Origin of the sequence: Thermococcus sp. (assembly GCF_026988555.1) — an archaeon.
Lineage (GTDB): Archaea > Methanobacteriota_B > Thermococci > Thermococcales > Thermococcaceae > Thermococcus.
Window position 1 is genome coordinate 1 of record NZ_JALSLB010000039.1, and the last position, 15,376, is coordinate 15,376.

The 15,376-nt window shown below is 54.2% G+C and carries 19 protein-coding genes and 1 pseudogene; 11 read left to right on the top strand and 9 right to left on the bottom strand.

All coding sequences use genetic code 11. From position 1 onward, the window contains the following. Window positions 1-248: 248 nt before the first annotated feature. On the bottom strand, window positions 249-515 hold the full coding sequence (locus MVK60_RS05785; RefSeq protein ID WP_297437403.1) for a hypothetical protein: 267 nt from the start codon (window positions 513-515) through the stop codon (window positions 249-251). A gap of 75 nt (window positions 516-590) precedes the next feature. On the opposite strand from MVK60_RS05785, the gene MVK60_RS05790 reads away from it, so the two are divergent. Genes MVK60_RS05790 through MVK60_RS05800 form a run of 3 tightly spaced genes read left to right on the top strand, consistent with a single transcriptional unit; the run spans window position 591 to window position 3,676 of the window. After that, entirely contained in the window at window positions 591-887 is a 297-nt protein-coding gene (locus MVK60_RS05790) for a hypothetical protein (RefSeq protein WP_367270856.1), read from the top strand. A gap of 9 nt (window positions 888-896) precedes the next feature. After that, on the top strand, window positions 897-1,211 hold the full coding sequence (locus MVK60_RS05795) for a nucleotide pyrophosphohydrolase (RefSeq protein WP_297437405.1): 315 nt from the start codon (window positions 897-899) through the stop codon (window positions 1,209-1,211). A 47-nt stretch (window positions 1,212-1,258) separates the two neighbouring features. After that, window positions 1,259-3,676, top strand: a complete 2,418-nt coding sequence (locus MVK60_RS05800) for a glycoside hydrolase family 38 C-terminal domain-containing protein (RefSeq protein ID WP_297437407.1) — start codon at window positions 1,259-1,261, stop codon at window positions 3,674-3,676. Between the two features lie 7 nt (window positions 3,677-3,683). Here MVK60_RS05800 and MVK60_RS05805 read toward each other — a convergent pair whose 3' ends face one another. After that, window positions 3,684-4,151 (bottom strand): HIT family protein, encoded by a 468-nt coding sequence (locus MVK60_RS05805; protein WP_297437435.1) that lies wholly within the window; start codon window positions 4,149-4,151, stop codon window positions 3,684-3,686. Between the two features lie 54 nt (window positions 4,152-4,205). On the opposite strand from MVK60_RS05805, the gene MVK60_RS05810 reads away from it, so the two are divergent. The 8 genes from MVK60_RS05810 (at window position 4,206) to MVK60_RS05845 (ending at window position 9,590) form a co-directional block, all read left to right on the top strand. Further along, complete coding sequence (locus MVK60_RS05810) at window positions 4,206-4,424, top strand: hypothetical protein (RefSeq protein ID WP_297437409.1); 219 nt, start codon at window positions 4,206-4,208, stop codon at window positions 4,422-4,424. A gap of 79 nt (window positions 4,425-4,503) precedes the next feature. Then, window positions 4,504-5,286, top strand: coding sequence for an archaeal proteasome endopeptidase complex subunit alpha (gene psmA / locus MVK60_RS05815; protein WP_297437412.1), 783 nt, complete (start codon window positions 4,504-4,506; stop codon window positions 5,284-5,286). Between the two features lie 10 nt (window positions 5,287-5,296). Next, window positions 5,297-6,007, top strand: coding sequence for a ribosome assembly factor SBDS (locus MVK60_RS05820; protein ID WP_297437437.1), 711 nt, complete (start codon window positions 5,297-5,299; stop codon window positions 6,005-6,007). After that, entirely contained in the window at window positions 6,004-6,774 is a 771-nt protein-coding gene (gene rrp4 / locus MVK60_RS05825) for an exosome complex RNA-binding protein Rrp4 (RefSeq protein ID WP_297437414.1), read from the top strand. The genes MVK60_RS05820 and rrp4 overlap by 4 nt, the downstream gene beginning before the upstream one ends. Beyond that, the gene (gene rrp41 / locus MVK60_RS05830) at window positions 6,771-7,520 is read left to right on the top strand and encodes an exosome complex exonuclease Rrp41 (protein WP_297437417.1); all 750 of its coding nucleotides are present in this window, start codon (window positions 6,771-6,773) and stop codon (window positions 7,518-7,520) included. Before rrp4 ends, rrp41 begins: the two co-directional genes overlap by 4 nt. After that, complete coding sequence (gene rrp42 / locus MVK60_RS05835) at window positions 7,513-8,331, top strand: exosome complex protein Rrp42 (protein WP_297437419.1); 819 nt, start codon at window positions 7,513-7,515, stop codon at window positions 8,329-8,331. The genes rrp41 and rrp42 overlap by 8 nt, the downstream gene beginning before the upstream one ends. A 116-nt stretch (window positions 8,332-8,447) precedes the next feature. Next, a complete protein-coding gene (locus MVK60_RS05840; protein WP_297437421.1) occupies window positions 8,448-8,852 on the top strand; it encodes a cell division protein SepF in 405 nt (134 codons plus the stop codon). 78 nt (window positions 8,853-8,930) lie between these two features. Then, entirely contained in the window at window positions 8,931-9,590 is a 660-nt protein-coding gene (locus tag MVK60_RS05845; protein WP_297437423.1) for a ZPR1 zinc finger domain-containing protein, read from the top strand. Here MVK60_RS05845 and MVK60_RS05850 read toward each other — a convergent pair. The 7 genes and pseudogenes from MVK60_RS05850 to MVK60_RS05880 all read right to left on the bottom strand — a co-directional run. Then, window positions 9,588-10,106 (bottom strand): annotated as a pseudogene (locus MVK60_RS05850) (ASCH domain-containing protein); the annotation flags it as partial. The gene MVK60_RS05845 and the pseudogene MVK60_RS05850 overlap by 3 nt on opposite strands. A 46-nt stretch (window positions 10,107-10,152) precedes the next feature. Then, window positions 10,153-11,157 carry a homoserine dehydrogenase gene (locus MVK60_RS05855; protein ID WP_297437425.1) on the bottom strand — a complete coding sequence of 335 codons (1,005 nt, stop codon included), beginning with the start codon at window positions 11,155-11,157 and terminating at the stop codon, window positions 10,153-10,155. A 40-nt stretch (window positions 11,158-11,197) separates the two neighbouring features. Then, a complete protein-coding gene (locus MVK60_RS05860; RefSeq protein ID WP_297437427.1) occupies window positions 11,198-12,043 on the bottom strand; it encodes a CBS domain-containing protein in 846 nt (281 codons plus the stop codon). 104 nt (window positions 12,044-12,147) lie between these two features. Beyond that, window positions 12,148-13,287: a sodium ion-translocating decarboxylase subunit beta gene (locus tag MVK60_RS05865; protein ID WP_297437429.1), complete on the bottom strand. Its 1,140-nt coding sequence runs from the start codon at window positions 13,285-13,287 to the stop codon at window positions 12,148-12,150. A 6-nt stretch (window positions 13,288-13,293) separates the two neighbouring features. After that, window positions 13,294-13,764: an acetyl-CoA carboxylase biotin carboxyl carrier protein subunit gene (locus MVK60_RS05870; protein WP_297437439.1), complete on the bottom strand. Its 471-nt coding sequence runs from the start codon at window positions 13,762-13,764 to the stop codon at window positions 13,294-13,296. Window positions 13,765-13,766: 2 nt separating this feature from the next. Next, the gene (locus tag MVK60_RS05875; RefSeq protein WP_297437441.1) at window positions 13,767-14,138 is read right to left on the bottom strand and encodes an OadG family protein; all 372 of its coding nucleotides are present in this window, start codon (window positions 14,136-14,138) and stop codon (window positions 13,767-13,769) included. A 19-nt stretch (window positions 14,139-14,157) separates the two neighbouring features. Next, on the bottom strand, window positions 14,158-15,376 hold a 1,219-nt coding region (locus MVK60_RS05880), incomplete at its 5' end, for a carboxyl transferase domain-containing protein (RefSeq protein WP_297437431.1).

The window sequence follows — 15,376 nt, forward strand, 5'->3', positions numbered from 1 at the left end:
ATAACCTCGGTCGATGGCGTTCCAGGGTAACCAGTGGCGAAGGCGACGCCGCTCTCAAGGGCTCCGTATGCTGTTGCCTCATTGCCCATTAAAAGGAGCTTTTTTCTCCGTTCGGGCTTGCCAGGGAACGTGTTGACGCCTTCATCGTTTATGGCTTCCATGATCTTCACCGCCCTTAGTTGAGCTCTGGGGTTAAAACGCTACCTTCAAAAGAGCTGCCTGAAAACTGAAGATTTTTCGATTAGGACCTACGGTTTCTTGCCGTATTTGGGGTCGTAGAAGTACTTTCCCTGGGCCTTCCCGTAGGCGTCGAGGGTCTTGCGGTTTATCAACATGAAGTAGAGCGTCAGCACGAGAACCCCGGCCCCAAAATATACACCGAACCGTCTGAACGTCAGGATCAGTCCTATAACTGGAAAAGCCACCACACCGCCCACTATCAGTATGCCAATGGCGAGCAGGGCCTTGTACCCGTACCTCTCCATGAAGAGACTGAAGTCCATACATTCACCCATTCTTTTTTTTTACTTTGCTCCATAAAAAAGTTTCGTTGGAAGGGGTTTTAAGGGTAAGAACGTACATACCATGGGGTGGTACCGTTGAAGATAAGGGAACTCCTCGGGCTTATTGATGAGACCCTGGCGAACCTCAAGATAGCCATCGTGTCCAACCAGACCCGTGCGATGGAGAGTCCGTACACCAGCTATGAGTTCACTCAGAGGGCTATGGAGCTTCAGGAGGACATGGAGGACCTCCTCAAGACCAGGAACTCTCTGGCAAGGTTCGATCCTGAGGACGAAGCCGAGGAACACTTCTCTAAGGAGGAGCTTGAGGAGTTTTTGAGGCTCCTTGAACTTCTTAGGAAAGTCGATGCACACGCCTACTGAGGTGGTTACATGGACTTCCGGGAGCTTGAGGAGAGGGTTGTTGCCTTTCGAAACGCACGGGACTGGGCGAAGTATCACACCTCCAAAAACCTTGCCATCTCTGCCGCTGTCGAGCTGGGGGAACTCCTTGAGCACTTCCAGTGGGAAAGTGATGGGGAGATACTTGAGGCCGTGAAGAACCCGGCCAAGAAGGAAGCCATAGCGGACGAAATAGCCGACGTCGTGATTTACCTAACCCTCCTCGCCCACGAACTGGGCATAGACGCTGGCAGAGCAGTTGAGAGGAAGCTAAGGAAGAACGAGGGGAAGTATCCAGAAAAATAATAAAAGTCGGGGATTGGATGCTCTTTCGGAGTTGGTAGGGGATAACCATGGCCTCGGAAAAGGAGCTCCGCAGGAGACTTGACATACCCGATGACGCGGAGAAGGTTCTGATCTTCACTGAATCGAGCCACTGGGACCCAAACTGGCTTTATACATCGAAGGAGTACTTCAAAAGGTTCGTTCAGAAGAACCTTGACATGGCAGTAGGCGAGTTCCAGAAAGAGCCCCGTCGGATTTACTCGGTCGAGAACGTCTTCTTTTTGAAGATGTACTGGGACTGCAACCCGGAAAAGAGAGACATCATTAGAGACCTCATTAACGAGGGGCGCCTTCGCCTCATGAGCAGCGCAGTCACCTCTGCAGATACGATTCTTCCAAGGGTGGAAGCTATTTTGAGGGACATGCTGATAGGACAGGAGTGGCTTCGCTCGAACGGCATTGCCCGGGAGCCCAAACTCGCCTATTTCCCGGACAGTTTTGGTGCGTCCCCATTTCTTCCCTCTATCCTTAACGCCGCCGGATTCGACCGCACAGCCATCACGCGCCTGGACGGGATGTACTTTCCGGGATGCGACCTTGAACCAAAATGGCGCTTTCCCCGCCCCGGCTCCAGCGCGGAACTGCTCCTCAAAAAAGAAAGGAGTCTCGACTTCGTGTGGCGTGACAAAAACGGAGGGGAAGTCTTAGCCCACTGGAACGCCTTCACCTATGGCCAGGGAGATATGCTCGCCTACCTTGGAATAAGCCGCGTCTACCTTGCGAGACTGGCGATCTCCCTGCGAACCGGCTGGCACATAGCGCGGAGAATCCACCAATACGTCAAAGCCCTTTCTCCCTTCAGCCGAACCCCTTACATGCTCTGTCCCATAGGCTTTGATTTTGTTGAACCCATCCCGGATTTAATTTCTCTGCTCGACCTCTATAACAGGGAATATTACCCCAAAACGGGAATATGGGTTGTGAATGCTGGCCTTGACGATTACCTCGCGCTTGTTGAGAACTACAGGGAACGGCTCCCGGTTTTGGAACTCGATCCCAACCCGTACTGGACCGGGTTCTACACATCGAGACCAAAGCTCAAGAAGCGCTGCTACCTTCTCCTTGAAAAGCTCCTCCTCGCGGAAAAACTTGCCTTTCTCCCGGAAAACCGCGGCGCAGAGAAAAGAATCCTGCAGGAGCTTGAAGAACCCTGGTGGTGTGCGGCGGTTTCCAACCACCACGATTTCATCACCGGAACTTCCACGGATAGAGTGGTCGAGGGGGAGCAGATCCCCTGCCTTGAGCGGGTGATAAAGACGGCCGATGAAGTTATCGAGAACCTCACGCCGCCCCTGAAAAAAGAACACAAAGATAACGGCTTATCTCCCCCCAAATGGTTCAGAGATGGAGATAAAATCCTCATCGAAACGGCCCATTACAGAATCGAAACCGACGAGTCCCGCGGCGGCGCCATCACCGACCTCAGGTTCAAGGATGGTGTTCCCCTCTTAACAGGCGCCTCAAATGACCTCGTAAGCTACCGCGATTCAGGCGGCCTGTGGAGGATGGGGTACGAATTCCTCGGAGGAGTATGGAAAGAGTCCATGAAGGCCAGCAACAACAGGGTAAAGGTTGAGGTTGTTGAGCACGATGGCGCAGTTGAAGTCCTGAGCTCTACTCAACTCAACGGCGAGGAGATTTTAAGGGGAGTGTGGATAGAAAACGATTCTCCCCTGATTTACTTCCGCGTTGAGGGGAAGATTAGGGAAGGCTACTCCCTGACCGTCCGCTTCACGACGACGGTATCCTCGGAGAGGATTTCAATGCACGCCCCCGGCGGAGTCGTGGATCGCCCCTGGGGGAAAATCTACAGTCCCACCTTCTGGCCACTCCATCGTTTTGCCCACATACGGGACGACTCAACCGGGCACGGAATCGCCATCCTTCAGCCTTTTCCGGGTGCGATCTCTTACAGCCCCGAGGGAAAAATTGAACTTGTGGCGATGAGGAGCGCCGCCCGGGAGAGGGCTTTCGGGATCCTCGGCATCCCCGGAAACCCAGTTAGTGCCCACAAACATGAGAGGTACGAGTACGAATACGCGGTTCTTTTCACAAAACGTGGCGACTGGAGGGAGAACAAAATTCACGTCTTGGCGAAGAACTTGTCCACGCCATGGAGGGACGCTGAAGAGGAGGATTTGCTCAAAATCGCCGATTCGGTGGTGGAAGCAGACCCTTCAGATGTTGAAGTTGTGGCAGTAAAACCGGCTTCACGGGGAGACGGGGTAATAGTCAGGCTGTATGCACCCTTTGTCCCGGAAAAAACGGTTAAAATAACGCCCAGCTTCGGCGTGGCAAAGGCTTTCCTTTGCGATGCCCGGGAGCGCGATGTAGAAGGGCTGAAAGTGGAGAATAACAGCGTCCTTGTAAAAATGCCCGGTTCCATAGCCACGATAAGGTTAATCCAGGAGGAGCGGCGTTTATAGCGAGTCCTTAATCCAGCAACGAAAGATTAGTCCAAAATGCCTTCCTGAGTTGCCCCGCCTCTTCCTCGCTCATTCTATTCCGTTCCCACCTCTCCTTCATGCTGAGATTTTCATCTTCTAGGTCCAGAACGGCTTTCCTAATCCCCCCACGTGGATGCCTGCAATCTCCCTTCCACCTCGGTATCACGTGGATGTGCAGGTGATGAACCGTCTGGCCGGCCGCTTCTCCAAGATTAATCCCAACGTTGAACGCGTCGGGACTCAGGACTTCCTTTATCTTCTCCATGGCGAGCTCTGTTCCTCTAAGCAGGGCCAGCTTCTCTTCTTCCTCTAGTCCCTCCCCTCCTTCGGTGTGCTTCACTGGAACTACCAGCAGATGCCCCCTGTTTGCGGGGTAGGAATCCATCAGTATCCTTATCAGCCCATCCTCGTAGAGGATCGCACACTTGTCTGGGTTGCAGAACGGACATTTCATCTCCCGCACCAAAGGCTTAAAACTTCGTTTCCTTTAAAAACTCTGGGTGAGCACATGGGAGAGCTTGAAGGACTTCAGAGGCTGTACAGGAAACTCATGCTTGTCGGACTGCTGTTGCTCCTTCTGGCTTTTGGGCTGCTGATACTGAAGCCCCTGGGTAACGTTTCGCTGGTGGTGGGGGCGCTGCTTTTCCTCATTGCCTTTGTGCCCCTGGAGCTGGCCAGAAGGACTGCACAGAGGCTTTCCTTACTTGCCATGAAGGGCGGGAGGTGAACAGAAAAGCTTAATTAGACGGTTCGAGAAATATGCCTGGAGAGTAGGAGATATTGCGATACCGAAGAGGTGATGTAAAATGGCGTTTGTACCACCACAGGCAGGTTACGACAGGGCTATTACGGTTTTCAGCCCTGATGGAAGGCTTTTCCAGGTAAACTACGCAAGGGAAGCGGTAAAACGCGGCGCCACTGCCGTTGGTGTTAAATGGGCGGACGGTGTGGTGCTCGCGGTTGAGAAGAGGATAACGAGCAAGTTGATTGAGCCGAGCAGCTACGAAAAGATCTTTCAGATAGACGATCACATAGCCGCCGCCCCAAGCGGTATAATAGCCGACGCCCGCGTTCTCGTTGACAGGGCCAGGGTTGAGGCTCAGGTTTACCGCCTGACCTACGGGGAGCCGGTTCCACTCAACGTTCTCGTGAAGAAGATCTGCGACCTCAAGCAGGCCCACACCCAGTACGGGGGTGTTAGACCCTTTGGAGCTGCCCTTCTGATGGCGGGCGTAAACGAGAGACCTGAGCTCTACGAAACGGACCCCAGTGGAGCGTACTTTGAATGGAAGGCGGTCGCTATAGGCAGCGGCAGAAACACAGCCATGGCGATATTTGAAGAGCACTACTCCGATGATATTGACCTAGAAGGGGCTGCAAAGCTCGCCATTCTTGCACTGGCCAAGACTATTGAGGAGCCGAGCGCTGAGGGCATAGAGGTCGCGTACATAACAACGAAGGAGAAGCAGTGGAAGAAACTTCCCAAGGATAAGGTCAAAGAGTACCTTGGTGAGGTCCTCAAGGAGCTCAAGGAAGAGGAAGTTGAGGAGAAGTCCGAGGACTACTCCGAGCTCGACCAGAACTACTGAGGTGGTGACTGTGCCGATAAGCATCGACAAGGCAGTGATCGCACGGTTAAGGACGCACGGGGAAGTTTTTGAGATAATGGTCGACCCGTACCTTGCAAAGGACTTTAAAGAGGGCAGGGAGATCCCCATAGAGGAGATCCTTGCCACACCCTACGTTTTTAAGGACGCACACAAGGGAGACAAGGCCAGTGAGCACGAGATGGAGAAGATCTTCGGGACCAGCGATCCTTACGAGGTCGCCAGAACGATACTTCTCAAGGGCGAGGTTCAGCTGACCCAGGAGCAGAGGAAGCAGATGCTTGAGGAGAAACGGAGGTACATCGCAACCGTTATACACAGGCACGCAGTGGATCCGAGGACGGGGTTTCCTCACCCAGTGGAGAGGATCCTCAAGGCAATGGATGAGGCCGGCGTTCACGTTGATCTCTTCAAGGACGTCGACGCTCAGATACCTGGTATCATCAAAGCCCTGCGCCCCATACTGCCGATCAAGATGGAGATGAAGGTTATCGCCGTCAAGGTTCCAAGCGACTACGTGGGAAAGGCCTACGGCGAAGTACGAAAATTTGGGACTGTCAAGCGCGAGGAATGGACCAACGACGGCTCCTGGATGTTCACCATAGAGATTCCAGGTGGGATTGAGGAGGAATTTTATGAGAAGCTTAACGCCCTTACCAAGGGCGCCGCTTTAACCAAACTTATAGAGAGGAAGGGACTATGAGACGGATTTTTGTAAAACCCCGGGAACTGGTGGTTCCAGGAACCCTGCTGGCCCAGGGCCCATTTAAGAACGGAAGAGGGACGTTTAAGGAAGGAAACAGGGTGTACTCAACCGTGGTGGGCCTGGTTGAGATACGGAACGACGCCATACGTGTTATACCCCTTGAGGGGCCGTACATACCTGAAGTGGGGGATAACGTGATAGGAAAGATCGTGGACGTCAGGTTCTCCAACTGGAGCGTTGGCATAGGCGCCCCCTACGAGGCTAACCTGCGCGTTCAGGACGCCACCGAGGAACGCATAGACGTGGTTAAGACGGACCTCAGGAGGATATTCGATATAGGCGATGTAATCTATGCCAAGATAAAGGCCTACAACGAGATAAACCAGATTGACCTGACGACTAGAGGGATGCCCTTCAGGGGAGGGCCACTTAGGGGAGGTCAAATCGTGAAGATAACTCCGTACAAGGTTCCCCGCCTCATCGGAAAAGGGGGTTCAATGATCAACATGATCAAGAAGCTGACGGGGACCAGGATAATAGTCGGTCAGAACGGCTGGGTCTGGGTCAGCGGAAGGAATGAAGAGCTCGAAAAACTTGCTATAGAAGCAGTTTTGAAGGTCGAACGCGAGAGCCACACCCAGGGACTGACGGACAGGGTCAAGGAGTTTTTACTATCAAGGCTCAGGGAGCTTAAGGAAGGGGGAATTGTTGAGGAGATACCGCAGCTTGATGAAGGAAACGAGAAAGAGGGTGAAGAGACATGATGGGTAGACCTGAAGGGTTAAAGCTCATAGACGAGAACGGTAGAAGGGTTGATGGCAGGAAGAAGTACGAACTCAGGCCCATCAAGATGGAGGTAAACGTTCTGAAGAACGCTGATGGGTCTGCGTACGTTGAGTGGGGTAAGAACAAGGTTCTTGCCGCTGTTTACGGACCGAGGGAAATTCACCCGAAGCACCTTCAGAGGCCGGACAAAGCTATACTCCGTGTGAGGTACAACATGGCCCCCTTCAGCGTTGAGGAGAGGAAGAAACCCGGTCCTGACAGGAGGAGTGTTGAGATAAGTAAGGTCATTAGGGGTGCCCTTGAACCGGCCCTCATCCTTGAAATGTTCCCCAGAACCTCCATAGATGTATTTATTGAGGTTCTGCAGGCAGATGCGGGTACCCGCGTGGCAGGGATAACCGCTGCATCCCTTGCGCTGGCGGACGCCGGAATCCCTATGAGGGACCTGGTCGCGGCGTGCGCGGCGGGGAAGATAGATGGTCAGATAGTCCTTGACCTCAACAAGGACGAGGACAACTACGGTGAATCGGATATCCCGGTCGCAATAATGCCCCTGAAGAACGACATAACCCTTCTCCAGATGGATGGGTACCTCACCAAGGAAGAATTCGTGGAGGCGGTAAGGCTCGCGATCAAGGGTGCAAAGGCGGTGTATCAGAAGCAGAGGGAAGCCCTCAGGGAGAAGTACTTAGCCGTTGCCCAGGAGGTGGCCGGAAATGAGTGATGGGGAAGTTATGGCAAGTATAATGCGCGACCACATACTTGCACTGCTTAAAGAGGGCAAGCGCGTTGACGGTCGTGGTCTGGGGGAATATCGCGATCTTGAGGTGAGGACAGGGGTCATACAGAAGGCGGAGGGCTCCGCCTGGGTGAAGCTCGGCAACACACAGGTTCTTGTTGGGGTTAAAGTTGACGTTGGGGAGCCGTTCCCGGACCTTCCGGATAGGGGGGTCATAACAACGAACGTGGAGCTGGTTCCTCTGGCCTCCCCAGGCTTTGAACCCGGCCCTCCGGATGAAAATGCTATTGAACTCGCGCGCGTGGTTGATAGGGGCATCAGGGAGAGCCAGGCCGTTGAACTGGAGAATCTTGTCATAGTTCCTGGCAAGCTGGTGCGGGTTGTGTTTGTTGACGTCCACGTCCTTGACCACGACGGCAACCTCCTCGACGCCAGCGGCATAGGGGCGATAGCGGCCCTTCTAAGCACCAAGATCCCAAAGGTCGAGTACAACGAGGAAACAGGGGAAGTCCAGGTTCTTGATGAATACGAGCCCCTCCCTGTTAAGAGAGTGCCCGTGCCAGTCACGTTCGCGAAGATAGGGGCCAACATGCTCGTGGACCCCAGCCTTGATGAAGAGCGCGTCATGGACGGGAGGTTAACGGTGACTACTGACGAGAACGGAATGATATCCTCCGTCCAGAAGGGCAATGGTGGGTCTTTCAAGCTTGAAGAGGTCATGTACGCCATAGACGTCGCCGTAAAAGCTTCCTCAGGTATAAGGGAAAGGATCCTTGCCGCAGTTAAGGGGGGGTAACCCCCCACGTTTTCCATGTTCGTGCCCTTGCTATGATTTCTGGTGAGCTTCAGAAAGAGATATAAACACCAATGACCAAACTAATCCAGCCTTACGATTAACTGGAGGGGAACGTCATGGGTTTGTTCGACAGCCTTAAGAAGAAGGAGGAAAGGCCCGCCAGGAAGCCGCCAGTGAAGGCCATTAAAAAAGAAGCACCGGCGGCACACAGGCGTGACATAGATGTTATACCGCTTGAGGAGGATGTTCTTGCTAAAGAGCTCGTTAAGCCCCAGTTCCGCTACCTCAAAAAGGTGGTGGTGACCAGCTACTCTGACCTTGAGAGGATATCGGAGGAACTCCAGAACGGCAACATAGTCCTCGTTGACCTCAGTCCCCTTGAGGTTAAACCGGACATCCTCACGAAGGTTGCGGAGCAGATCAAGGGAATGGTCAACGCACTGGGCGGTAGCGCGGCTAAAATATGCAAGCACGAGGTCAAACTTATTCTGACGCCCTCGGACATAAAGATAGCTAAGTGACGGCTTTCATTTTTGGCCTTTTCATGGTCGCAAGTGGGTTTATAAACGGTGCGGTTCTCCCTTCTTCGGTGATGCATGATGGTGGAAGGTGAGAAACCCAGGTTTGATGCAGGAGAGGCGGAGGGTATCCAAGTCATCCCCCTTGGGGACTGCCCCATATGCGGCGGAAAGGGCACGCTCAAGGTCATTCAGCACATTCACGAGATTCCCTACTTCGGCAAGGTCATGGAGAGCACGATAATCTGCGAGAGGTGCGGCTACCGGAACGCGGACGTCATGATGCTCGAAGACAGACCGCCCAAGCTCTACACGATCAGGGTTGAGAACGAGAAAGATCTTTTCACACGCGTCGTTAGGAGCAAGAGCGGCACGATAGAGCTCGAAGAACTTGGAGTGAAGATAGAGCCAGGTCCTGCTGCTGAGGGCTTCGTCAGTAACGTTGAGGGTGTCCTTGAGCGCGTTCGTGAGACTCTCCTCATGGCAAGGGGATTCAGGAGACAGGAGGGCGATGAGGAGGCTGTCAAGAAGGCCGACGAGATACTGGAGTACATAGCAGAGGTTAAGAAAGGAAAGAAGCCGCTTACAGTGAAGATAGCAGACCCGCTCGGCAACAGCGCGCTGATAGGCGAAAAGGTCAAGAGCAGACTTTTGACGGAGGAGGAGATCAGAGGGCTGAGTTTGGGTCCCTACAAGGTAGTTGAACCTGGGAAACAGAGCACTCCGAAGAATCATGGGTAGAAAATACTCCCTCGCGAGCAAATCCTCGATTAAGGTTCTCACCCAAGGCTTCCTTGTTTTTCCTGACAGGTGGATCACGCCATCAATCCGGATCCCGTAGCGCTCCCTCATCTCTTCCCTGCTCATAGGTTCCCTGAAAAGGAAGGGCCTCTCTATGGTGAATGCGTAGCCGTAGTCGGTAGTGTAATTGCTCAGCCACTTTTTCCCGTTCTCGCCGTGGACGAGAGTTAGGCCGCTCGCCTCCTTTGCCACCTCCCAGAGCGTGTCCAGGTCTACCCTGATGACCTCCCCGACCTCAAAGCCTCCAGCGATGGTTCCCCTCTGCGTTAGCGTCTGCTCCCCGTGGAGGCCGAGCCGTCTGAGAGTATCCCTCAATTCGTAGGGGTTGCCGCGCGCTACGTAGAGGAAGACGAGATCACCCTCGTTGAAGACCTTCCTTTTCCTGATCTCTACCGTCTTCAGTCCCCGGAATATCAGCTCCGCGTATACCTGGTGGAGCGCTATCACGTGCTCCATGCTTTCACCGCCCATGTAAAAGATGGGTGGATTAAAAAAGTTTGGATTACCCCTTCAGACTCCGTGAAGCTTTCACGATGTCGCTTACCACGCCGCTTGCCGTCTCATTCGGGCCCGCCCCAGCCCCCTTGATGACCAGCTCGCCAAGCAGGTCTGTCGTTATAATCGCCGCGTTCTCGTGGCTTTCAACCGCAAGTGGATCCCCAAGCGGCACTTCCCGGGGTTCAACGGTTACCGCCCCCTCCTCCACCGTTGCAACGAGTCTTACCGTTTTTCCGCTCTTTCTCGCCCTCTTAATTTTCCCCTCTGTAACCTCAACTATCCCCCTGACCTCAGCCCTATCGAAGGTCATCGGTCCAAATGTGATGCAGTGAAGGATGGTGGCCTTGTACCCAGCGTCGATGCCGAGTATGTCGCCGCGGGGGTTCCTCTCTGCTATCCCGAGTTTTTGGGCCCTCTCGAGCGCAACCTCAAAGGTTGCCCCCCTCTCCATCTCGCTCAGGATGAAAGTCGTCGTCGCGTTAAGAACAGCCTCAATTCTCTCGATGGAGTCTCCCAGCAGACCCTCCATGAGGAGGGTTATTATCGGAGTTCCCGCCATCACAGTGGCCTCGAAGAGGTACGGAAGGTCCCTTCTCTCGGCTTCTTTGGTTAGTTCCCCGTAGTGAAAGGCCAGAGGTGGTTTGTTGCTGGTGACAACCGCTTTTCCCTCCCGGAGTGCGAGGAGATGCCATTCGTGGGCGTTTATCTCGTTTGTGACGTCAACAATGATGTCAGCTTCCACATCTCGGACTGCTTCCTTCGGCCCCATATCGTATATCTCGTAATCGTTCGTCCATGCCGAGATTCTCCCGAGGGATTCCTTAACCGCCAGCGCTTCCCTTAGATCTATTCCTTCCGGCATCCAGAGCGTCCCGCTCCTGTCTGTTATGCTCACTACCTTAAACTCCCGTCCGTACCTTCGCCGGATAAACCCCGCCTTTTCAAGCAGGACCCTAGCCGTGGCCCTTCCAACGTTCCCAAACCCAAAAATTGAAACCTTAACGTCCATGAAAAACACCTGGATACAATTGAAATTAAAGGATGTTAGGTCACTTTCCGAGGAGGACCCTCATTAGATCCATGTCCCTGACTATTCCTATCAGCTCCCCTTCGCCTTTGATAACGGGGAGCTGTTCTATGCGGTGCTGAACCATCTTCTGAGCAACATCGTAGACGCTCATGTGGGGGGTTGCAACGATGAGCTCACTGTTCATTATGTCACCAACTGGCTTTTTGGGGAGCTGGAGTTCGGCCTTCTCAAAGAGCAGCGTGGGGTTGCTCTCCAGCATCCACTCCTCCTCGCTCAGTGCCGCCAGAGGGCTGTTCTTCATAACCCTTATTACCTCCCCATCTTTCAGGAGGTCGGTCTCATCCACCATCCCAACGAGGCTTCCGTCGTCGTCGATAACAGGGATTGCCATGGCATTGCACAGGAGCAGAGCCTTGAGGGCCGCTTTTAATGGGGTCCCCTGCCACACTACACCGACGTTCTTCTGGTAGTAGGGTTCGACCGAGATCCCCTTTAGTTTCTCGTTTTTTGAAAGGTAGCGGCGCACTATGTCCCCGACTGTGAGTATGCCTGCGACCTTTTCTTCGGAGTCCACCACGACAACCCTGCGGTAGTCAATCTCGAGCATTTTTCGGACGGCCTTTTTTAAGTCATCCTCCGGGTGAACGACAGGAACATCCCTCCTCACGAGCATTGCGAGTTGATCCTCATCAGGATGCAGGAGAACGTTTTTGATACTTATAACCCCAACGAGGGCCCCTCTGTCCCTGTGGACAACGGGAAACGCCCTGACCTTATACCTCTTGAAGAGTTCGAGTGCGTAGCCCCTCGTAGCTGGAAGTTCTATTACAACCGGATCTGCCGTCATCAGAGTTTTAACTCGCATTTTTCACCACCGCTTTTAGGTTAAAGCACCTTTCCCCTATTTAAGGTTTTCATTTGGATGCTCGAACATTTCTCAGGAACATGAAAAAAGGTTAAAACTTAAAGTCAGCCCAGAAGAGCCAAGAAAACACCGGCAACAACGGCGGTACCGATAACGCCGGCGACGTTCGGCCCCATTGCGTGCATGAGGATGAAGTTTCCGGGGTCCTCCTCGCTGGCCATTTTCTGGACGACCCTTGCTGACATCGGGACCGCCGAAACCCCTGCTGCGCCTATCATCGGGTTTATCTTCCCTCCGGAGAGTTTCATCATGAGCTTTCCGAAGAGCACTCCTCCCGCGGTGGCGCTGGAGAAGGCCACTATCCCCAGGCCCAGTATCTCAAGTGTCTGTGCCGTCAGGAAGCTCTCGGCGCGCATGGTTGAACCGACGCCTAGGCCCAGGAAGATGGTCACTATGTTCATAAGCTCCTCCTGAGCTGCTTTGCTGAGCCTTTCGACGACGCCGCTCTCCCTGAAGAGGTTGCCGATCATCAGCATGCCTATCAGCGGTGCCGCACTGGGGACAAGGAGGCCGATGACGATCATGGTGATGATCGGGAAGAGTATCTTCTCCCTCTTCGATACTGGCCTCAGCTGCTCCATGCGGATCCTTCTCTCCTCCGGTGACGTCAGGGCTTTTATGATCGGTGGCTGTATGAGGGGCACGAGACTCATGTAGCTGTAGGCCGCCACCGCAGTTGCCGCTAGGATCTCCGGCGCAAGCTTCGTGGTGAGGTAGATGGTTGTCGGTCCGTCGGCGCCGCCGATGATACCTATGCTCGCCGCCTGATGGAGGTTAAAGCCGAGTGCCAGTGCCGTGAGCATTGCCACGAACACGCCTATCTGGGCAGCGGCACCCATGAGTGCAGTTTTGGGATCTGCAATCATCGGCCCGAAGTCGGTCATCGCCCCGAGGCCGAAGAATATGAGCAGCGGGACTATCTCGGTCTTGATGAGGTAGTGATACACGATGTCCAGTAGCCCCGGCTGGGAGCACAGTCCCCCAACGGTCGAACAGTTGGCGATGCCGTTCATAGGGAGGTTTACAAGGACCGCGGTGATGCCGATTGGTAGGAGCAACAGTGGTTCCATCTTGTACTTAATCGCCAGATACGCCAGTGTAAGCCCCACGATGATCATCACGATGTTCCCCACCGTCAGGTGGAGCACTCCCATGGTGTTGAAGAAGTCGATGAACGATGTCATGTACCCTCACCCGAGTTGTATTAGTGTTTGTCCTGTGTTGACGGTGTCGCCTTCTTTGACGAGGATTTTCTTAATAATCCCGTTTTTTGGTGCTGGGATTTCGTTCTCCATTTTCATTGCTTCTAGGATTAGGAGGCCCTGTCCGGTTTTGACCTGCTCGCCCTCCTTAACAAGAATCCTCAGAATCTTACCCGGCATTGGGGCGGTGACCGCCCCCTCCCCAACGGGAACCGAATCCGAAACCACCGGAACAACAGGGGCCGGAGCGGAAACGGCTGGAGTCGGAGCGTTTGGAGTACTTGAACCCGCTGGAACGGCAGCGTGCGCTGAACTGAGGGCACTCACGTCTATTCCAAGCCCCCTGGCCTCTACCGTGTACTCCTTGTCCTCAAAGGCCACTTTAAAGCGGCCGGATCCAAGCTCTTCAACCTCAACCTCGTATTCAACGCCATCGACGGTGACCTTGACCTTCGCCATCTTCACCACTCTCCAATTCCGTAGTTGAAGTCCTCAACCTCGTCCATACCAGTCTGTAGACCGTAGAGCCTCCATGCGTCGGAGACCTTCCTTTTAAAAGGCAGTGGCCTTAACTGGGCCGCTTTTTCGGCGGTGTAAGCCGTTATCGCAGCGGTTATAACCGCAAGGTCGCGTGGTGATACTCCCTTCTTCTCCTTTTCTATTGTTGTGGGGGTTGCTTCCACCTTTGGAGCCGGTAGAGATTCCTCCCGCTCGATCATCCTCCTCTCGAACCATCCAACGGAGTAGAGGATGCCCGCCAGTATCCCCAGTATGCTGAAGACTATGGTTACCCCGATGACCGTTATCCACAGACCATCCATGAACTCGCTCATTGATATCATAGCTCACACCTCACAGCGGAATGTTGCCGTGCTTCTTCGGCGGTAGCTTGACGCGCTTGCTCTCCATGGCCTCGAGCGCCATAATCACCTTCGTCCTCGTCTCAGCCGGGTCGATGACGTCATCTATGTAGCCGCGCGAAGCTGCGACGTACGGGTTGGCGAACTTCTCGCGGTACTCCGCTATCTTCTGCTGCCTGACTTCCTCCGGGTTCTCGGCCGCGGCAATCTCCTTTCTGAAGATGATGTTCGCTGCTCCTTCCGGCCCCATGACCGCTATCTCCGCGGTCGGCCAGGCGAAGACGAAGTCCGCCCCCAGATGTTTGCTGCCCATCGCAAGGTAGGCACCGCCGTAAGCTTTCCTGAGTACCACAGTAACCATCGGGACGGTCGCCTCGGCGTAGGCGTAGAGTATCTTCGCCCCGTGTCTGATGATCCCACCGTACTCCTGCTGGGTTCCCGGCAGGTAGCCCGGAACGTCAACTAGGGTGACTATCGGGATGTTGAATGCGTCGCAGGTTCTAACGAACCTGGCGATCTTGTCGGAGCTGTCTATGTCGAGAACGCCGGCGAAGTGCACCGGGTTGTTGGCGACTACACCGACGGTCTGGCCGTTCATCCTTCCGAAGCCGACGACCGCGTTCGGGGCGAAGTACGGGAGGATCTCAAGGAAGTCCAGGTTGCCGTTCTCGTCCCTGTCAACTATCTCGTAGATGACCTGCCTCACATCGTAGCCTTTGTTCGGGTCATCCGGGACGATGGAATAGAGGTTCTCGGTCTTCCTGAAGGGGGGGTCGTTGGTCTTGACGCGCGGTGGCTTCTCCATGTTGTTGGAGGGTAGGTAGCCCACAAGGCGCCTTATGAGGGCTAGAACTTCCTCGTCACTCTTACCGATTAGGTGGGCCTGCCCGGCGCGCTGGGCATGAACCATGGCACCACCGAGTTGAACTGGGGTGACCTCAACTCCGGTAACGGCCTTAACGACCTGCGGGCCGGTGATGAACATGAAGCTTGCGGGGTTGTCCACCATAAGGATGAAGTCCCCTATTGCAGGGCTGTACACAGCCCCACCGGCGCAGGGACCCATAATCGCCGTAATCTGCGGAACAACACCGCTCAGCAGGGTGTTCATCTTGAAGATGTCGCCATAGCCCTTGAGTGAGTCAACACCCTCCTGAATTCTGGCACCACCGGAGTCGTTTAGGCCTATGACTGGTGTTCCAGCCTCTAAA

Excerpts from the sequence above, each read along its gene's own strand:
- MVK60_RS05785 (WP_297437403.1), bottom strand. The coding sequence starts at position 515 with ATGGGTGAATGTATGGACTTCAGTCTCTTCATGGAGAGGTACGGGTAC.
- MVK60_RS05795 (WP_297437405.1), top strand. The coding sequence starts at position 897 with ATGGACTTCCGGGAGCTTGAGGAGAGGGTTGTTGCCTTTCGAAACGCA.
- MVK60_RS05800 (WP_297437407.1), top strand. The coding sequence starts at position 1,259 with ATGGCCTCGGAAAAGGAGCTCCGCAGGAGACTTGACATACCCGATGAC.
- MVK60_RS05805 (WP_297437435.1), bottom strand. The coding sequence starts at position 4,151 with ATGAAATGTCCGTTCTGCAACCCAGACAAGTGTGCGATCCTCTACGAG.
- MVK60_RS05810 (WP_297437409.1), top strand. The coding sequence starts at position 4,206 with ATGGGAGAGCTTGAAGGACTTCAGAGGCTGTACAGGAAACTCATGCTT.
- psmA (WP_297437412.1), top strand. The coding sequence starts at position 4,504 with ATGGCGTTTGTACCACCACAGGCAGGTTACGACAGGGCTATTACGGTT.
- rrp4 (WP_297437414.1), top strand. The coding sequence starts at position 6,004 with ATGAGACGGATTTTTGTAAAACCCCGGGAACTGGTGGTTCCAGGAACC.
- rrp41 (WP_297437417.1), top strand. The coding sequence starts at position 6,771 with ATGATGGGTAGACCTGAAGGGTTAAAGCTCATAGACGAGAACGGTAGA.
- rrp42 (WP_297437419.1), top strand. The coding sequence starts at position 7,513 with ATGAGTGATGGGGAAGTTATGGCAAGTATAATGCGCGACCACATACTT.
- MVK60_RS05840 (WP_297437421.1), top strand. The coding sequence starts at position 8,448 with ATGGGTTTGTTCGACAGCCTTAAGAAGAAGGAGGAAAGGCCCGCCAGG.
- MVK60_RS05845 (WP_297437423.1), top strand. The coding sequence starts at position 8,931 with ATGGTGGAAGGTGAGAAACCCAGGTTTGATGCAGGAGAGGCGGAGGGT.
- MVK60_RS05855 (WP_297437425.1), bottom strand. The coding sequence starts at position 11,157 with ATGGACGTTAAGGTTTCAATTTTTGGGTTTGGGAACGTTGGAAGGGCC.
- MVK60_RS05860 (WP_297437427.1), bottom strand. The coding sequence starts at position 12,043 with ATGCGAGTTAAAACTCTGATGACGGCAGATCCGGTTGTAATAGAACTT.
- MVK60_RS05865 (WP_297437429.1), bottom strand. The coding sequence starts at position 13,287 with ATGACATCGTTCATCGACTTCTTCAACACCATGGGAGTGCTCCACCTG.
- MVK60_RS05870 (WP_297437439.1), bottom strand. The coding sequence starts at position 13,764 with ATGGCGAAGGTCAAGGTCACCGTCGATGGCGTTGAATACGAGGTTGAG.
- MVK60_RS05875 (WP_297437441.1), bottom strand. The coding sequence starts at position 14,138 with ATGAGCGAGTTCATGGATGGTCTGTGGATAACGGTCATCGGGGTAACC.